Genomic DNA, 14,837 nt, shown 5'->3' with positions numbered 1-14,837 from the left:
AAATAATTATTTTCCTCCTACTCGATTATTAGTTTTTAGTTAGGAAATTAATGAAAAATATTTAAAAGTATAGATAAGGAACTTAATTTTATAAAATAGGAGTGATTAATAATAAAAGAATTGTTCTTAAAATTTTAATAAATTTATTTATAGTTAATAATAGGTATAATATTGTAAATTTTGTTATAATAGCATTAAAAAAATAATAACTTAAAGGCATATATTTATTAGAGAGTGTTGAAAGTTAGAGGAAACTAAAATAAAGAAATTATTTAAAGTAATAACAATAGTAAATGTAAATTTTGTTAATAATAAAAAAAGATTTATATTGTTAAATTACAAGAAAAATATTTTAAGTGAAGGTGATTTAAAATGAAGATAAAGGAAAAATTATATTTTAATGGAGATATATTAACACTTGAAGATAAACAATTATATGTTGAAGCAATATTAACAAAGAATAATAAGATATTTAAAGTTGGAACTAAGGAAGAATGTGAAAAAGTAGCTAGTGAAGATGTAGAGTTAATAGACCTAAAAGGAAAAACACTAATGCCATCATTTATAGATGCACATAGTCATTTTTCAGGATATGCTAGTTCTTTTACTCAAGTAGATTTATCAGAAGTTGTAAACTTTAAAGATATTAAAGAAGTAATACAAAAATTTATTAAAAAGAATAATATACCTAAGGGAAAATGGATACAAGCAAATGGATATGATCAAAACTTTTTAGATGAAAAAATGCATCCAACGTTAGAGCTTTTAGATGAAGCGGCACCTGATAATCCACTTTTATGTAAACATAAATCAGGACATATGGGAGTATTTAATTCTTTAGGGTTAAAAGAAATGGGCATAACTGTAGATACACCAAACCCAGATGGGGGAATTATAGAAAAAAAAGATGGAAAGCTTACAGGATATTTAGAAGAAGCAGCATATATGAATTATATTCAAAGGTTACCTATGGTTTCTAGTGAAGAGTTTATGGGAAGTTTAATTAAAGCTCAAAATGCTTATGCATCTTATGGAATAACAACAGTACAAGAAGGGTTTGTAATAACTCAACTAGCACCAATTTTTCAATATTTAATACAAGCAAAATTATTAAAAATAGACTTAATAGGCTTTATGGATGTAGCTAAAGCAGATGAATTAAAAGAAAAGTTTGCAAATTGTTTAAATAAGTATGATAACCATGTAAAGATTGGAGGTTATAAGACATTTTTAGATGGTTCACCACAAGGGCGTACAGCTTGGATGCGTACACCGTATCTAGGAGAAAAAGAGAATTATTATGCATATGGAACTCAAAGCGATGAAGAGTTAGAAGCTAAATTAGAATTAGCATTAAAAGAAAATATGCAAATTTTAGTTCATTGTAATGGTGATGCAGCTTGTGAACAATACATAAATCAATATGCACTTGCTAAGAAGAAAATTAAATCAACAAATGAAATAAGACCAGTTATAATACATGCTCAATTATTAGATAGAGATCAATTAGATAGAGTAAAAGATCTTAATATGATACCATCTTTCTTTATTGCACATGTATATCATTGGGGGGATATACATATTAAGAATTTCGGAATGGAAAGAGCCAGTAGGATAAGTTTAGCTAAAGATGCATTAAATAAAGAAATATTATTTACATTCCATCAAGATGCACCTGTTATTGAACCTAATATGTTAGAAACTATTTGGTGCGCAGTTAACAGAATAACTAAGAATGGAGTTTTATTAGGTGCTGATGAAAGAATACCAGCGATAGAAGCATTAAAAGCTGTAACTAAAAATGCTGCATATCAATATTTTGAAGAAGATATTAAAGGGACTATAAAAGAAGGTAAACTGGCTGATTTAGTTATATTAGATAAGAATATATTAAAAGTTGAACCTATGGAAATTAAGAATATACAAGTACTTGAAACAATAAAAGAAGGAGAAAGTATATTTAAGAAATAAAATAAATTTAATATATAAAAGAAATTAGGATTTAATAATATATAAACTGTATATTAACATCTAATAAGAAAGAATTAATTTCAAATGCCTTAGAGTATTATTATAAAATTTACAGTTAAAGATAAAAGCTCTATTTGAAATAAGATTGAGTTTTTTATTTATAATTAATCACCTAATTTGATTAAAAATCTTATTAGGTGATTTTATGTTTTAAAATTATAAGTAGATAAATAACTAGATATTATATTAATAAATATTATTAAAGTGGATGATAATCTGAAGGAGTTGGTGCAACAATTCCTATAAATATAAAATCTTCATCTCCAGTATTAATCATTCCATGATGTTCATTTTGGCAGATACTATTATATCGCCTTTAGAAATCTCTACTTCTTTACCTTCCTCAGGATAAAAAACTCCTTTGCCTTGCATACAAATCCATACATCATCAGAAGTAGTGTGCATATGTGTAGGTACTTTTTGACCAGGCTTAACAACCCAAACAACACCACTAGTTGAATCAGTAGAGTAAAATGGAGTTTTTGTAGCTTGATTATCATTTCCTATAGCTACTTGATTTAATTTAAATATTCTAGTTTCCATAGTTTTACCTCCTTTAGTATAAATGTATTTACTATAAGTAAATACAAAAAAAATAAAGTTGTTTTTTGAAATTACTTCTTTAAGATTTATAAAAGATGTTCATAGATTATAATATGTAAATTAATAAATTTAAATGTATATAAATTTTAAAGTTTATAATAATAATATTTATAATATAAAAGAGTTAAATGAGATTATGTAATTACATAAACAGTATAATAAAAAAGAGATTGTACATTTTTGTACAATCTCTTTAAGGTTATTAAGCAGCTTTGTTAGCTTTTAATTCATTTTTCTTAACTATGTTATATCTTATGTTAACTATAAGTGCTAATACAACACCTAATGCTGTAATTCCAATATCAAATAATATTACATGACTTAAATTTATATCTGCTAATATACCAGTAATACTTGGTACTATAGTAGATGCTAAGCTTGAAGCTGTAAATACTATACCAGTAATTTTTCCTTTGCTTGATGGGAATAATTCTGACATTGAAGTTAATGCTAATTGTAAAACTCCACCAGCAGCAGAGAATCCAATTACGAATGCTGCAACTATACAAGTTATAGTGCTTGGGAACATCCAAAGTACTGTTAACATTACTAAAGATATTAATGGGTAAACAAAAGTAAATCTAACTTGTTTAATCCATTTAGCAACTAATATAGAAGTAACAAAAACAGATACTATTGAACCAGTACTATAAATACTTATTAATTTTAGTGAAACTGTTTGTTCAACACCGGCAACTTCTCTTGCAAAAGATGGTAACCAGTTTGCAATTACTTGGAATGTTGCAGTAGCTGTAAAACCGATTAAGATTAAGCAGATACCTTCAATCCAGAAGTTAGCTTTAACAGTAGATTCAACTTTTTCTTCTGTATCAGTTTCAGCTTTTTCAACAGGCTTAAATTCAGGAAATTTAAGTTTGAATATAAATAATCCATTTATTAAGAATACTACGATACAGAATATGAATGACCATCCAAAGTAAAGATTGTTAGCAATTAAGAAGCTTATTATCCATGGTAATATGAATTGACCAGCAGAGATAAATGCTTTAATTGCAACGTTAGCACTTCCAGGTGCCTCAGGGAAACATTCAGTTAATGCAGGATAAGTACCAGCATCCATAAATGAATTAGCCATACCTGCTAATAAAGCGAAGAAGAATGCCATTGTAACATTATTACTAATTAATATACCACCCATGAATAACACATAAGTTCCCATACCTAAAAGTATGAAAGGCTTTCTACCATATTTGTCTGATAGGATACCTGATACAAATAAAACAATTAATCTACCTAATCCTAAAGCTGAGATAACATAAGATACACCAGCTTTATTAGTATTGAATTGTTCCATTAAGAAATCAATATTTTGGGCTAATATTATACAACCCATACCATGTATAAAGTAGTTAATATACATAGATAATGCCGTAGGCAAATACTTATTTTTTGTAAGTGTATTTTGCATTTTAATACTCCTTTTGATAAAAATTTAACGTAATTATGTATAAAAATCTATTTCTTATTACAAAATAAATTTTAATATATTATTTTTAATTAATCTAATACATATTATTAGGAATATCTATAGAAAGTATCTATAGATATGATATAATTAGCTAGGAAATTTAAAGCTGATATTAAAATTAATTCAATTTTCACATCTAGGACTTTATTAAAAATTTAACTTATTGTGAATTACTTCTTAGAAGAAAGTTAGCTTTAATTATATAAACTTTTATAAGATATATAAATTTAATAGTAAAAAAATTATTTAATTTTAATAGTTAAATAAGAAAGGAAAAATAATATGAATTTGAATCATTTAAATTATTTTAGAGTATTAGCGAAACTTGAGCATTATACTCAAGCTGCAGAGGAATTATCAATAACTCAACCTAGTTTAAGTCATGCTATGGCTTCATTAGAAAAGGATTTAGGAACTTATTTATTTGAAAAGCAAGGTAGAAATATTAAGTTAACTAAGTATGGGAAAATATATTTTGAATATGTAGATAGAGCCTTAAGTGAATTAGAAAAAGGTGAAAAAAAATTAAGAGAACTTACTAATGTATCAACAGGAACTGTAGAGCTAGGATACATATACACATTAGGTCCTAATTTTGTACCACAATTGATTAAAAACTTTTCGTTAGTTGAAGAAAATAAAAATATAAAATTTTCTTTTGGGCAAGGAACTACAAAAACACTAATTGAAGGATTAAAGAGTGAAAAGTTTGATATGGTATTTTGTTCTTTTGTTGAAAATGAACCAGATATTGAGTTTGTACCAATAGCACATGAGGAGTTAGTTTTAATTGTATCTAATGACCATCCATTATCCAATAAAGAGTCTATTGATTTAATGGAAGTAGAGGAATATCCATTTATATATTTTAGTGAAAAAAGTGGGATAAGGCCATTAATAGATAATTTATTTAAAAAAGTTAATATTACGCCTAATATAATATGTGAGGTTGAAGAAGATAATGCAGTTGCAGGATTAGTTGAAATAAACTATGGAATTGCAGTGCTCCCTAAAATATCATCATTAAAGCATTATAATGTAAAAGTGTTGCCTATAGTAAATCCAAAGCATGAAAGATTTATATATCTTGCTGCTTTAAAAAACAGGTATTTAACACCATCTGTTAGCTTGTTTAAAAAATATAGTATAGAATATGCCAAAGAAAAGTTTTCAAATAAATAAAATTTGTGTAATATTGTATTTTAATAGTTTAGTAACATTTAGAGGTGATAAATATGGAATATATAAATGATATAAATATACAGGAAGCAGTAATACATATACTTGATAGTAATAGTGACGAGCCAATTTTAAATGAATATACTTTAGAGTTAAGTGAAGATGTTTATAAATTTTTACATAGACATATTGAAAAGTGTTTAAAAGATGAAGAATTAAAGACAGCAGTATTTAATCCTGAAAGAAATATAGTAAAAGAAATAGTTCAAGATTATTTAAATGGAATAGACACGGATATAGTGGGTTTATCTAAAGAGCTTGCAAGACAGCTTTATTCAATAATGAAGGGAAATGTTAATATTCCATCTTGCGATTTAATTGTAGTTTCATTAATTACAGATATAGGTCCAATGACAGGTATACTTAAAATGGATTATGTTAAAAACTTTACTCATTCTGTTGAATTTGTTGATAATAAAATTGGGATTGGAATAGTACCTCAAGCAGCAGGTCTTCCAGCTAGTAGTCAAAGAATTCAGAAAGCAGCATTTATTAAACCAATTAGAGAAGGACAAAAGTGTGACTTATATGTTATAGATAAACAAAAGAAGTCTAAAGATGATGATGAATATGGTGCAAATTACTTTTTGAATAGTTTTTTAGGATGCTCAGTTGTTACAAATAAAAGAGATATGACAAAAACATTTTTAAAGGCTACAGAAACATGGACTAGAAGTAATGTTACGGAAGATGCAGAAAAAGCAGAAAAAATAAGAACTACTATTAAGAGCAAATTAAAAGAAGAAGACTCTATAAATATAGAAGAACTTTCCCAAGAGTTATTTAAAGAAGAACCAAGTAAAAAGCAAGACTTTGAAACATTTATAAAAGGAAATGGATTAGAAAATGAAGTTAATGTTGATAAGGCATGGGTTGAAAAGAAGCTTAAGCGAGTTAGACTTAAAATAGATAAAGATATTGATTTATATATTAATGAAGAAGCATATCATGATAATTCAAAATTTGAAATACAAAGAAATGGTGATGGAAGCATTAACATGATAATAAAACATGTAATCAACTATATTGAGAAATAGAAGTATATTACTAACAATGGTGATTGTGAGAAGTTAATGTTTGTACTATAAGTTAGTTGTTATGCTTGTAGCAAAAACATTAACTTTAAGTTTGCAATAGCAATATATATTAAGAATTTATTACAAAATGGAAAGTTGTATAGATAAATTATTGTTATTATAGTAATATGTAGTAAAATTATATAGAGAGGTGATTTTAGAATGTTAAAAAATAAATTTAGAAATATAGCATTAAGTTTAGCTGTTATTATGGGTGTTAGTTTAAGCACTCCGGCTTTTGCAAAAAGCGAATATAATAGTGGCGATGTATTAACTTTTGGTTCTGATTTAACTAAAGCACAAGAAAATGAATTAAGAGAGTTTTTTGATGCTCCAGATGGGACAAGAACTATTTATATAACTGATGAAACTATTATTGAACAATTAGGCTTAGATCCAAATGATCCAGCAAATTATGCAGGAGGATGTTATTCAAGTGCATATGTAAAATTATTAGATGGTAATAAAGGAATAACAGTAGATGCAAGAAATTTAACGGAAGTTACAGAAAGTATGCTTATGAATGCACTTATAACTTCAGGAATAAGTTCAGCAAGTGTTAAGGTTTCAGCCCCATTTAAAGTTACAGGAACTTCAGCATTATCAGGAATATTAGCTGGTGTTGAAGAAGTTGGTGGGTTTGAAATATCTTTAAAGCAAAAGGAAACTGCACAAAAAGAAATAGAAACTACTATGGATGTTGCAGAAGAGGTTGGACAAGAACAAGCATCAACAATAATAAATGATGTTAAAACAGAAGTTATTAAAGAACAACCAAAAACAGAAGAAGAAGTTGCAGAAATAGTGGACAAGGTTACTGAACAATATAATATTAACATAAGTGATAACTCTAAAGAGTCTTTAGTAGTTTTAATGAATGATGTTAAAGATTTAGATTTAGACTATTCAGAACTTAAAGATGCTTTAAATAAGGCTGGCGATACATTAAAAGAAAATTTAAAAGATTTGGGTGTTAAACTTAAAGATGAAGGATTCTTTGAGAAGATAGGAAATTGGTTTAAAAATCTTTGGGATAAATTTATATCTTTATTTAAAAGTGATGAACCAAAAGATACAACAGAACCAGTACAAGATACAATAAATAGCGATGTAGAAAATTCAAGTAACACGGAAAAAGATAATGATACAACTGATGAAGTACCAGTTGAAAGTGAAAATGACACAACAAATGCAAATGATGAAGAGGTAACTACACCGGAAAATACTGAAACTATTGAACCAGAAAAGCAAGTTGGAGATACAATAGTAGATGATGATCAAGATACTAATACAAATGAAGATGATAATACAATAGAAAAAGTAGAAGAAGAAACTAACACTAATTAAAAATTAGTTGATTTTAAAAAAATTTTTGATATATTATAAATGAGAAAAAGTTCTTAGAATATTAAAATAAAAATTATATATAAAAAGCTTTCTAGGGTTCCGCAGTATTTAATTGGCAGGTCCGAGAGAAAGCGCACAATTTATTGTGTACACGGAAGGATAAAAGCCTGGGAGATATTTTAATATCTCTAAGGCTTTTTTTATTTTATAAATTTGGAGGAGCGAAGAATGAATAATTTTACTTACAAGGAAGCTTATATTGAAGAGGGAAGAAGAGTTTTGGAGGTTAATATACTTCCAGAAAAATATTGTAATTTTGATTGTATATTTTGTCCTATTGGAAGATCTAAAAATAAAGTAGATAATCAAAGATCCTTTGGTGAAATAGACAATGAATTGATTGAATTAGAAAACAAAATAGAAAGCACAAAAGCAGAGTTGATATTTATTAACTCAAAAGGTGAGGCTTTAGTAAATGATAAAATTAATGATGTTATTGATTTTATAAAGGGTAAAGGCTTACCTATAAGGTTACTGTCTAATGGGTATTTATTATGCAGGGATGAATATATAAAGATTGCTAACAAATGTGATGAAGTTATTGGAGAGATAAAAGTAATAACAGAAGATCATTTTAAAAAAGTTCAAAGACCAATTGAAGGATATACATTAGATAAGTATATTTCAAATATGGAATCTTTTAATAAACAATATAAAGGAAAATTTATATTTGAGATTACTATTATTAATGGGTATAACGATGATGAAAAGTCAATTAGTAGTATAAAAAATGTTATTACAAAAATATCTCCAGATAAGATAATAATTTCTAGAATAGAAGATGAAATATTTAAGAAAAAGTTAGGAATATCCGATAAAGACTTTGATAGAATTTCAAAAGAATTATTAAATTGTTAGAGAACTTGTATCGGCAATATCATTAATTACTTGTAACTTAATTATATTAAAACACTAATAGCTATTCTCTATTAGTGTTTTTTATTTAAGTGTTAATTCTAAAAATATTAAAAAGAAGGAGAATTTTTTAATAAAATAAGAAAAAGATTTTGCAATTTTAATACAAATATTTACATATAAGATAAATAGTTGTATAGTTAGTTATATAAGTAATGAACCACTTAACTAAAATTGAATATAGTATAAGTATAAATAAAGTAGGGGGGATATTGTGAATTTAGAATTTACTAATGATGTACCTATATATATCCAAATTGCACAGTCAATAGAAGATAGTATATTGAAAGATATTTTTAAGGAAAATGAGATGATTCCATCAACTACAGAGATATCTGTTAAGTATAAGATTAATCCAGCAACAGTGGCAAAAGGATTCAATATTCTTGTGAATGAAGGGATTATTTATAAAAGGAGAGGTATAGGTATGTTTGTATCGGAAGGTAGTAAAGAGTTACTTATAAATAGAAGAAAAGAAAGATTTTTTAATGACTATATAATTTCTTTACTGGATGAAGCAAAAAAATTAAATATATCTAAAGAAGATGTTATAAAGATGATTCAAAGAGAGGTGTAATGTATGGCAAAGATAGAAGTTAAAAATTTAAAGAAAAGCTATAATAGTAATTTGGTATTAGATGATATTAATATAGTGTTTGATGAAAATAAAATTTATGGATTGCTTGGAAGAAATGGAGCAGGAAAAACTACACTTTTAAATATAATAACAAATAGAATTTTTCAAGATAATGGTGTAGTAGAAGTAGATGGGGAGAATGTACGTGAAAATGATAATGCTTTAGAAAAAATATATTTTATGACTGAAAGAAATTTATTCCCAGAAAGTTATACGGTAAAGAAGATTTTAAAGTGGACATCGGAATTTTATAAGAATTTTCATATGGAATATGCTTTAGAATTGGCAAAAAAATTTGAACTTGATATAAATAAAAAGATGAAAAATTTATCTACAGGGTATTGTTCCATAGCAAAAATTATAATAGCTATGGCATCAGGAGCAGAAATTATTATATTTGATGAACCGGTGTTAGGATTAGATGCTAATCATAGAGAGTTGTTTTATAAAGAATTAATGAAGAACTATATTGATGAACCAAAGACAATAATTCTATCAACTCATATTATAGAAGAAGTTTCAAATATTATAGAAAATGTAGTTATTTTAAATGATAGAAGTATAGTAAATACAGAAGACGCTGAAGAATTGTTAAATAAAGTATATACAGTATCAGGTCTTAGTGAAAATGTTGATAAGTATATAAAAGCCAAAGAAATTGTTAATATAGAAGCTTTAACTAATTTTAAAGCAGCAACTGTTTTAGGTGAAATATGTAGTGAGGATAAGAAATTAGCAGAGGAGTTAGGATTAGAGTTTTCAAAGGTAGAGCTTCAAAAGCTATTCATTTATTTAACTAGTAAGGAGGAAAAGTAAAATGGATAAAAGCTTAAAAATAGCAAAAATGAATGTAATTGATATTTTAAAAGCCACAGGGGTATTTTATTGTATACTTTTGATAACGTTAGCTGCATTATTTGCTATAAATGCTAATGGCAGTGTTTCAGGACTAGAAGTTGCATCTATAATTTTTATTTTCGTATGTGGTTTAAATTCTTTTAAGGAAAACTTTTATTTTTCACAAGGTAATAATATATCTAGAAAAAGCTTTATAGGTGGAGTAATATTATCAGCTTTTCCTATTGCTATAATTATGGCAATAATTGATTTACTTATAAATAGAGTAATGAATTTATTTATACCTTCTCCAAGTCTTTATGATATGGGATATACTGCACTTAAAAATTTTGATAATGGTGCTTTGCATACTGAGTGGATTCAAAGTAATGGTTTTACAACAGTAGTAAATACAATACTATTATCTTTTGTACTTTATTGCTTTGCTTATATTTTGGGAATTGTTATTAATCTGATTTATTATAGATGTAATACACTTATGAAAATAGCTGTATCAGTAATTGGTGGAGGAATATTAATAACTTGGTTATCTTCAGATTTAAATTATGGATTGTTTAAAGTATTAGAAAGAGTACTTGGAATTAAAACACAAAATGTTTATTTAGCTATTTTAAGTTGTATATTAATGTTTATAGTTTTATCAGGTTGTATTTATAGATTAATTAAAACAGCTGAAATAAAGGAAAGATAAGAAGTATTATGTGAGTGGTTTAGCGGGTTAAGAGATAAGGGAGTAGGATATATGGATAAGATTTTAAAGGTTTCAAAATTTAATATTGAGGATATGATTAAGCCAATAGTAATATTTTACGGTTTTTTATTAGCTTATTTATTATTTATAACAAGATGGTCAATAGGTAGTGAAGAAGTAATAATGGGTGGCATAGAAATATTTACAGTACTTTTTATTGTATTACATGGTATGGAGACTTTTAAAAGAAAGTTCTATTTTGCACAGAGCAATAACATATCAAGGAAGTCATTTATTAAAGGAATTATATTATCAATATTTCCAATATCAATGGCTATGGCAATAACAGATTTATTTATAAATAGAGCAATAAATGCTTTTATAAAAATGCCTAGTCTTTATGAATTTATCATTGGAAATTTTAAAGGTAAAGTTTCATCAAGTACTTGGATACAGGATAATAGTGTAGATGTAATGTTAAAGAATATAATATTTTTATTTTTAATTTATTGTATGGTATATATTTTAGCACTAGTTATAGAAATCATTTTTTATAATAGAAATGAATTAGGTAAGTTAGTAGCAATAACTATTTTAATATTTTTGCCAAAGATAGTAAGAAATATAATGGAGCATTTTGATGTCGTACCTTATGAAATAAATAATAAAATTAAAGATATTTTAAATTTTACTGATAATAATATAATTATAGAGTTATTAACCTATGGTATTTTATTTATAGGTTTATATTTTATAGCTAATTTATTAATTAGAAAAGCTACAATAAAATGATTTATACCTCAGTAGAAAAGGTATTATTATTCCCTTTCTGCTGAGGTATAAACTATTTTGATAGAAGTTTTACTAAAATTGCTTTTTGGGCATGTAATCTATTTTCAGCCTCTTCAAAAATCTCATCAGCATGAGCTTCAAGAATTTCCTCTGTTATTTCTTCTTCTCTATGGGCAGGAAGGCAATGAAGAACTAAAGCATCATCTTTAGCTAAACTCATTAATTCTTTGTTTACTTGATATCCTTTAAAAGCTATCATTCTTTTTTGAGCTTCTGATTCTTGTCCCATGCTAGCCCATACATCTGTTATAACTACATCTGCATCTTTAACCGCATCTTTAGGTAAATTAGTCATTGTAAATGAAACATTATTTTTAAGAGCTAATTCATTACCTTTATCTATATAATATTTAGGTGGTTTATAACCTTGAGGATTAGCAATGCTAATATGCATGCCTAAAGTTAAACAGCCAACAATTAAAGAATTACACATATTATTACCATCACCAATATAGGCAACCTTTAAACCATCTAAAATTAATTTTTTTTCTCTTATAGTCATTAAATCAGCTAAAATTTGGCAAGGATGTTCATCGTCTGTAAGACCATTGATAATTGGAATTGAAGAAGCTTCAGCTAAGATTTCAATTCCTTTTTGAGAGAATGTTCTTATCATTATTCCATCTAAATATCTTGATAGAACTCTAGCAGTATCTTGAATAGGTTCCCCACGACCTATTTGTAAATCTTTAGAACTTAAAAACAATGGATTACCACCAAGCTCATACATACCGACTTCAAAGGAAACTCTAGTACGAGTTGATGACTTTTCAAAAATCATCCCTAGGGATTTTCCCTTAAGTAAAGGATGTTCTATACCATGTTTTTTTTCATATTTTAATTGATCTGCAAGATTTAATATATCTAATATTTCATCTTTTGAAAGATTATCCATACGTAACAAATCTTTATTCATTTTATAAAGCCCCCTTTATTAGATTAATTACTTAATTGGTTTAGTTAAAAAGTTAATATTAAAGTTTTTTTAATGAAGAAATTAAGATTTTTAAACCTTCATCAATTTCTTCTTCTGAAATGTTTAGTGGTGGAAGTAGTCTTATTACATTTTTACCTGCTGTTAGAACTAATAGTCCATTTTCTAAAGCCTTCTTTTGGAATACAGAAGAATCTCCATCTATTTCTATTCCTATCATTAAACCTGATCCACGAACTTCTTTTATTATAGAAAGATTTGAAGCGGTTAGAGTATTTTTAATAAGTTGTCCTTTATTATAAATAGAATTATAAGATGAAGTGTTGCACAGCTCATTTAATACTTCAATGGCACCAGCACAAACTACTGGATTTCCACCAAAGGTTGAGCCATGATCGCCAGGAACAAAAGTATTTGAAAGTTTATCGTTGCATAAAACTGCACCTATAGGAAGTCCACCCCCTAAACCTTTAGCACAAGTAACTATATCTGGATTAGCACCAAATTCATTAAATCCAAATAAATTTCCAGTTCTAGCGATTCCACATTGAACTTCATCAAAGATGATTAAAACATCTTTTTCTTTTGCTAGTTCACAAGCTTTGATAACAAATTCCTTATTAAGAGGATGAACACCACCTTCACCTTGAATAGCTTCCATAATTATTCCACAAACATCAGATGTTAATTTTTCTTTTAAATCATCAATAGAGTTTGCACTTACATAATTAAAGCCTTTAGGAAAAGGAAAGAAGTAATTGTGAAACTTATCTTGTCCTGTTGCAGTTAGTGTTGCTAGTGTTCTACCATGAAATGATTGTTTTAAAGAAAGAATAGTACCTCTATGGTTGCCATATTTGTTAAAGCTATATTTTCTAGCAAGCTTAATAGCGCATTCATTAGCTTCAGCTCCAGAATTTGCAAAGAAAACCTTGCTCATATTTGAAAGATTAGTAAGTTTTTTTGCTAAATTAATTGTAGTTGTATTTGTAAAAATATTTGATAAGTGTTGAAAAGAATTAAGTTGAGAAACAATTGCATTTTTCCAAGCTGTATTATTATATCCTAGAGAATTAACCCCAATTCCACTAGTGAAATCTATATATTTTTTATTATTACTATCAAATAAATATGATCCACTTCCATAAGTAAAACTTATAGGAATAGGAGAATAAGTATTCATTAAATATTTATTTGATTCTTCTATTAAATTCATTTAAAAGATACCCCCTAATATATTTCTGTTCCAATTCCTTTTTCGGATAAAAGTTCAAGTAATATTGAGTGTGGAGTTCTTCCATCAATTATATGCGCTTTTTTAACGCCAAGTCGTACAGACTCAACACAACAATTTATTTTAGGAATCATGCCACCCTTAATAATTTTATCTACAGTTAATTTGGGAATTTGATGTAATCGTAATGTTGAAATAAGAGTAGAGGGATCTGAAGGATCAGTCATTACTCCCGGAACATCTGTTAAAAGAATTAAATTTTCAGCTTTTAGTGAAGCTGCTATTTTAGATGCACATGTATCTGCATTAATGTTATAGCTATTACTATCAGATTCACCAATAGCAATAGAAGATATAACAGGAATATAGCCAGAATCCATAGCTATTTTTAAAAGATCAGTATTTACAGATGTTATTTCACCAACATAACCTAAATCTACGTCTTTTTCTAGTTTTTTAGCTTTAATTAATGAGCCGTCAATTCCAGATAAACCAAGAGCTTTACCACCATTTATTTCAATAAGCTTAACTAAGTCTTTATTAACTTTTCCTGCTAAGACCATTTGAGCAACAGATATAGTAGTCTCATCAGTATATCTTAATCCATTTATAAATTTACTTTTATAATTCATTTTAGCTAAAGTATTAGTAATATCAGGTCCACCACCATGAACTATAATTGGATTAATTCCTATACATTTCATAAGGATAATATCATTTATAACTGTTTTAGTTAATTCATCATTAATCATGGCATTACCACCATATTTAATTACTATGGTTTTACCATAATATTCTTGAATATAAGGTAAAGCTTGAACCAATACATTAGCATGTTGAGTATAATTCATATAAGCCTCCTTTTTTGCCC

At 26.9% G+C, this 14,837-nt stretch carries 14 protein-coding genes and 1 riboswitch; of the genes, 9 read left to right on the top strand and 5 right to left on the bottom strand.

The annotated features are described in order from the left end of the window. Positions 1 to 372: 372 nt before the first annotated feature. Positions 373 to 1,971, top strand: a complete 1,599-nt coding sequence (locus tag HMPREF0216_RS04800; protein ID WP_005211822.1) for an amidohydrolase — start codon at positions 373 to 375, stop codon at positions 1,969 to 1,971. Positions 1,972 to 2,304: 333 nt separating this feature from the next. On the opposite strand, the gene HMPREF0216_RS04795 is transcribed toward HMPREF0216_RS04800, so the two are convergent. Together HMPREF0216_RS04795 and HMPREF0216_RS04790 are read right to left on the bottom strand one after the other, a co-directional pair. Next, positions 2,305 to 2,574 carry a cupin domain-containing protein gene (locus tag HMPREF0216_RS04795; protein WP_005211821.1) on the bottom strand — a complete coding sequence of 90 codons (270 nt, stop codon included), beginning with the start codon at positions 2,572 to 2,574 and terminating at the stop codon, positions 2,305 to 2,307. A gap of 262 nt (positions 2,575 to 2,836) precedes the next feature. Continuing rightward, complete coding sequence (locus HMPREF0216_RS04790; protein WP_005211819.1) at positions 2,837 to 4,063, bottom strand: MFS transporter; 1,227 nt, start codon at positions 4,061 to 4,063, stop codon at positions 2,837 to 2,839. Between the two features lie 342 nt (positions 4,064 to 4,405). Here HMPREF0216_RS04790 and HMPREF0216_RS04785 point away from each other — a divergent pair, with 342 nt between their 5' ends. The 8 genes from HMPREF0216_RS04785 to HMPREF0216_RS04750 all read left to right on the top strand — a co-directional run bounded on the left by HMPREF0216_RS04785 (position 4,406) and on the right by HMPREF0216_RS04750 (position 11,738). After that, on the top strand, positions 4,406 to 5,305 hold the full coding sequence (locus HMPREF0216_RS04785) for a LysR family transcriptional regulator (protein WP_005211817.1): 900 nt from the start codon (positions 4,406 to 4,408) through the stop codon (positions 5,303 to 5,305). 53 nt (positions 5,306 to 5,358) lie between these two features. After that, positions 5,359 to 6,399, top strand: a complete 1,041-nt coding sequence (locus tag HMPREF0216_RS04780; RefSeq protein ID WP_005211815.1) for a nucleoid-associated protein — start codon at positions 5,359 to 5,361, stop codon at positions 6,397 to 6,399. Positions 6,400 to 6,600: 201 nt separating this feature from the next. Then, positions 6,601 to 7,785 carry a DUF1002 domain-containing protein gene (locus HMPREF0216_RS04775; protein ID WP_005211814.1) on the top strand — a complete coding sequence of 395 codons (1,185 nt, stop codon included), beginning with the start codon at positions 6,601 to 6,603 and terminating at the stop codon, positions 7,783 to 7,785. An 80-nt stretch (positions 7,786 to 7,865) separates the two neighbouring features. Continuing rightward, positions 7,866 to 7,961: riboswitch (guanidine-I (ykkC/yxkD leader) on the top strand. Between the two features lie 52 nt (positions 7,962 to 8,013). Next, a complete protein-coding gene (locus HMPREF0216_RS04770; protein WP_005211813.1) occupies positions 8,014 to 8,703 on the top strand; it encodes a radical SAM protein in 690 nt (229 codons plus the stop codon). A gap of 271 nt (positions 8,704 to 8,974) precedes the next feature. Continuing rightward, a complete protein-coding gene (locus tag HMPREF0216_RS04765; protein WP_005211812.1) occupies positions 8,975 to 9,337 on the top strand; it encodes a GntR family transcriptional regulator in 363 nt (120 codons plus the stop codon). Between the two features lie 3 nt (positions 9,338 to 9,340). Continuing rightward, positions 9,341 to 10,213 carry an ATP-binding cassette domain-containing protein gene (locus HMPREF0216_RS04760; protein ID WP_005211807.1) on the top strand — a complete coding sequence of 291 codons (873 nt, stop codon included), beginning with the start codon at positions 9,341 to 9,343 and terminating at the stop codon, positions 10,211 to 10,213. A gap of 1 nt (position 10,214) precedes the next feature. After that, positions 10,215 to 10,946 (top strand): hypothetical protein, encoded by a 732-nt coding sequence (locus HMPREF0216_RS04755; protein ID WP_005211805.1) that lies wholly within the window; start codon positions 10,215 to 10,217, stop codon positions 10,944 to 10,946. A gap of 51 nt (positions 10,947 to 10,997) precedes the next feature. After that, positions 10,998 to 11,738 (top strand): hypothetical protein, encoded by a 741-nt coding sequence (locus HMPREF0216_RS04750; protein WP_005211804.1) that lies wholly within the window; start codon positions 10,998 to 11,000, stop codon positions 11,736 to 11,738. Between the two features lie 52 nt (positions 11,739 to 11,790). Here the strand turns inward: HMPREF0216_RS04750 and argF are convergent, their stop codons facing one another. From argF to argB, 3 genes are read right to left on the bottom strand one after another with little or no spacing between them, the layout of a single operon-like run. Continuing rightward, a complete protein-coding gene (gene argF / locus HMPREF0216_RS04745) occupies positions 11,791 to 12,714 on the bottom strand; it encodes an ornithine carbamoyltransferase (protein ID WP_005211803.1) in 924 nt (307 codons plus the stop codon). A gap of 58 nt (positions 12,715 to 12,772) precedes the next feature. Next, positions 12,773 to 13,948, bottom strand: a complete 1,176-nt coding sequence (locus HMPREF0216_RS04740) for an aspartate aminotransferase family protein (protein ID WP_005211801.1) — start codon at positions 13,946 to 13,948, stop codon at positions 12,773 to 12,775. A 14-nt stretch (positions 13,949 to 13,962) separates the two neighbouring features. Continuing rightward, complete coding sequence (argB, locus tag HMPREF0216_RS04735) at positions 13,963 to 14,817, bottom strand: acetylglutamate kinase (protein ID WP_040418873.1); 855 nt, start codon at positions 14,815 to 14,817, stop codon at positions 13,963 to 13,965. Between the last annotated feature and the right edge of the window lie 20 nt (positions 14,818 to 14,837).

It is taken from the genome of Clostridium celatum DSM 1785 (assembly GCF_000320405.1).
GTDB classification, from domain to species: domain Bacteria; phylum Bacillota; class Clostridia; order Clostridiales; family Clostridiaceae; genus Clostridium; species Clostridium celatum.
Note: the sequence above shows the minus strand (reverse complement) of the source record. Positions and strands in the feature narration are given on the sequence as shown.

Excerpts from the sequence above, each read along its gene's own strand:
- HMPREF0216_RS04795 (WP_005211821.1), bottom strand. The coding sequence starts at position 2,574 with ATGGAAACTAGAATATTTAAATTAAATCAAGTAGCTATAGGAAATGAT.
- HMPREF0216_RS04770 (WP_005211813.1), top strand. The coding sequence starts at position 8,014 with ATGAATAATTTTACTTACAAGGAAGCTTATATTGAAGAGGGAAGAAGA.
- HMPREF0216_RS04775 (WP_005211814.1), top strand. The coding sequence starts at position 6,601 with ATGTTAAAAAATAAATTTAGAAATATAGCATTAAGTTTAGCTGTTATT.
- HMPREF0216_RS04780 (WP_005211815.1), top strand. The coding sequence starts at position 5,359 with ATGGAATATATAAATGATATAAATATACAGGAAGCAGTAATACATATA.
- HMPREF0216_RS04760 (WP_005211807.1), top strand. The coding sequence starts at position 9,341 with ATGGCAAAGATAGAAGTTAAAAATTTAAAGAAAAGCTATAATAGTAAT.
- HMPREF0216_RS04740 (WP_005211801.1), bottom strand. The coding sequence starts at position 13,948 with ATGAATTTAATAGAAGAATCAAATAAATATTTAATGAATACTTATTCT.
- argF (WP_005211803.1), bottom strand. The coding sequence starts at position 12,714 with ATGAATAAAGATTTGTTACGTATGGATAATCTTTCAAAAGATGAAATA.
- argB (WP_040418873.1), bottom strand. The coding sequence starts at position 14,817 with ATGAATTATACTCAACATGCTAATGTATTGGTTCAAGCTTTACCTTAT.
- HMPREF0216_RS04800 (WP_005211822.1), top strand. The coding sequence starts at position 373 with ATGAAGATAAAGGAAAAATTATATTTTAATGGAGATATATTAACACTT.
- HMPREF0216_RS04790 (WP_005211819.1), bottom strand. The coding sequence starts at position 4,063 with ATGCAAAATACACTTACAAAAAATAAGTATTTGCCTACGGCATTATCT.
- HMPREF0216_RS04750 (WP_005211804.1), top strand. The coding sequence starts at position 10,998 with ATGGATAAGATTTTAAAGGTTTCAAAATTTAATATTGAGGATATGATT.
- HMPREF0216_RS04785 (WP_005211817.1), top strand. The coding sequence starts at position 4,406 with ATGAATTTGAATCATTTAAATTATTTTAGAGTATTAGCGAAACTTGAG.
- HMPREF0216_RS04755 (WP_005211805.1), top strand. The coding sequence starts at position 10,215 with ATGGATAAAAGCTTAAAAATAGCAAAAATGAATGTAATTGATATTTTA.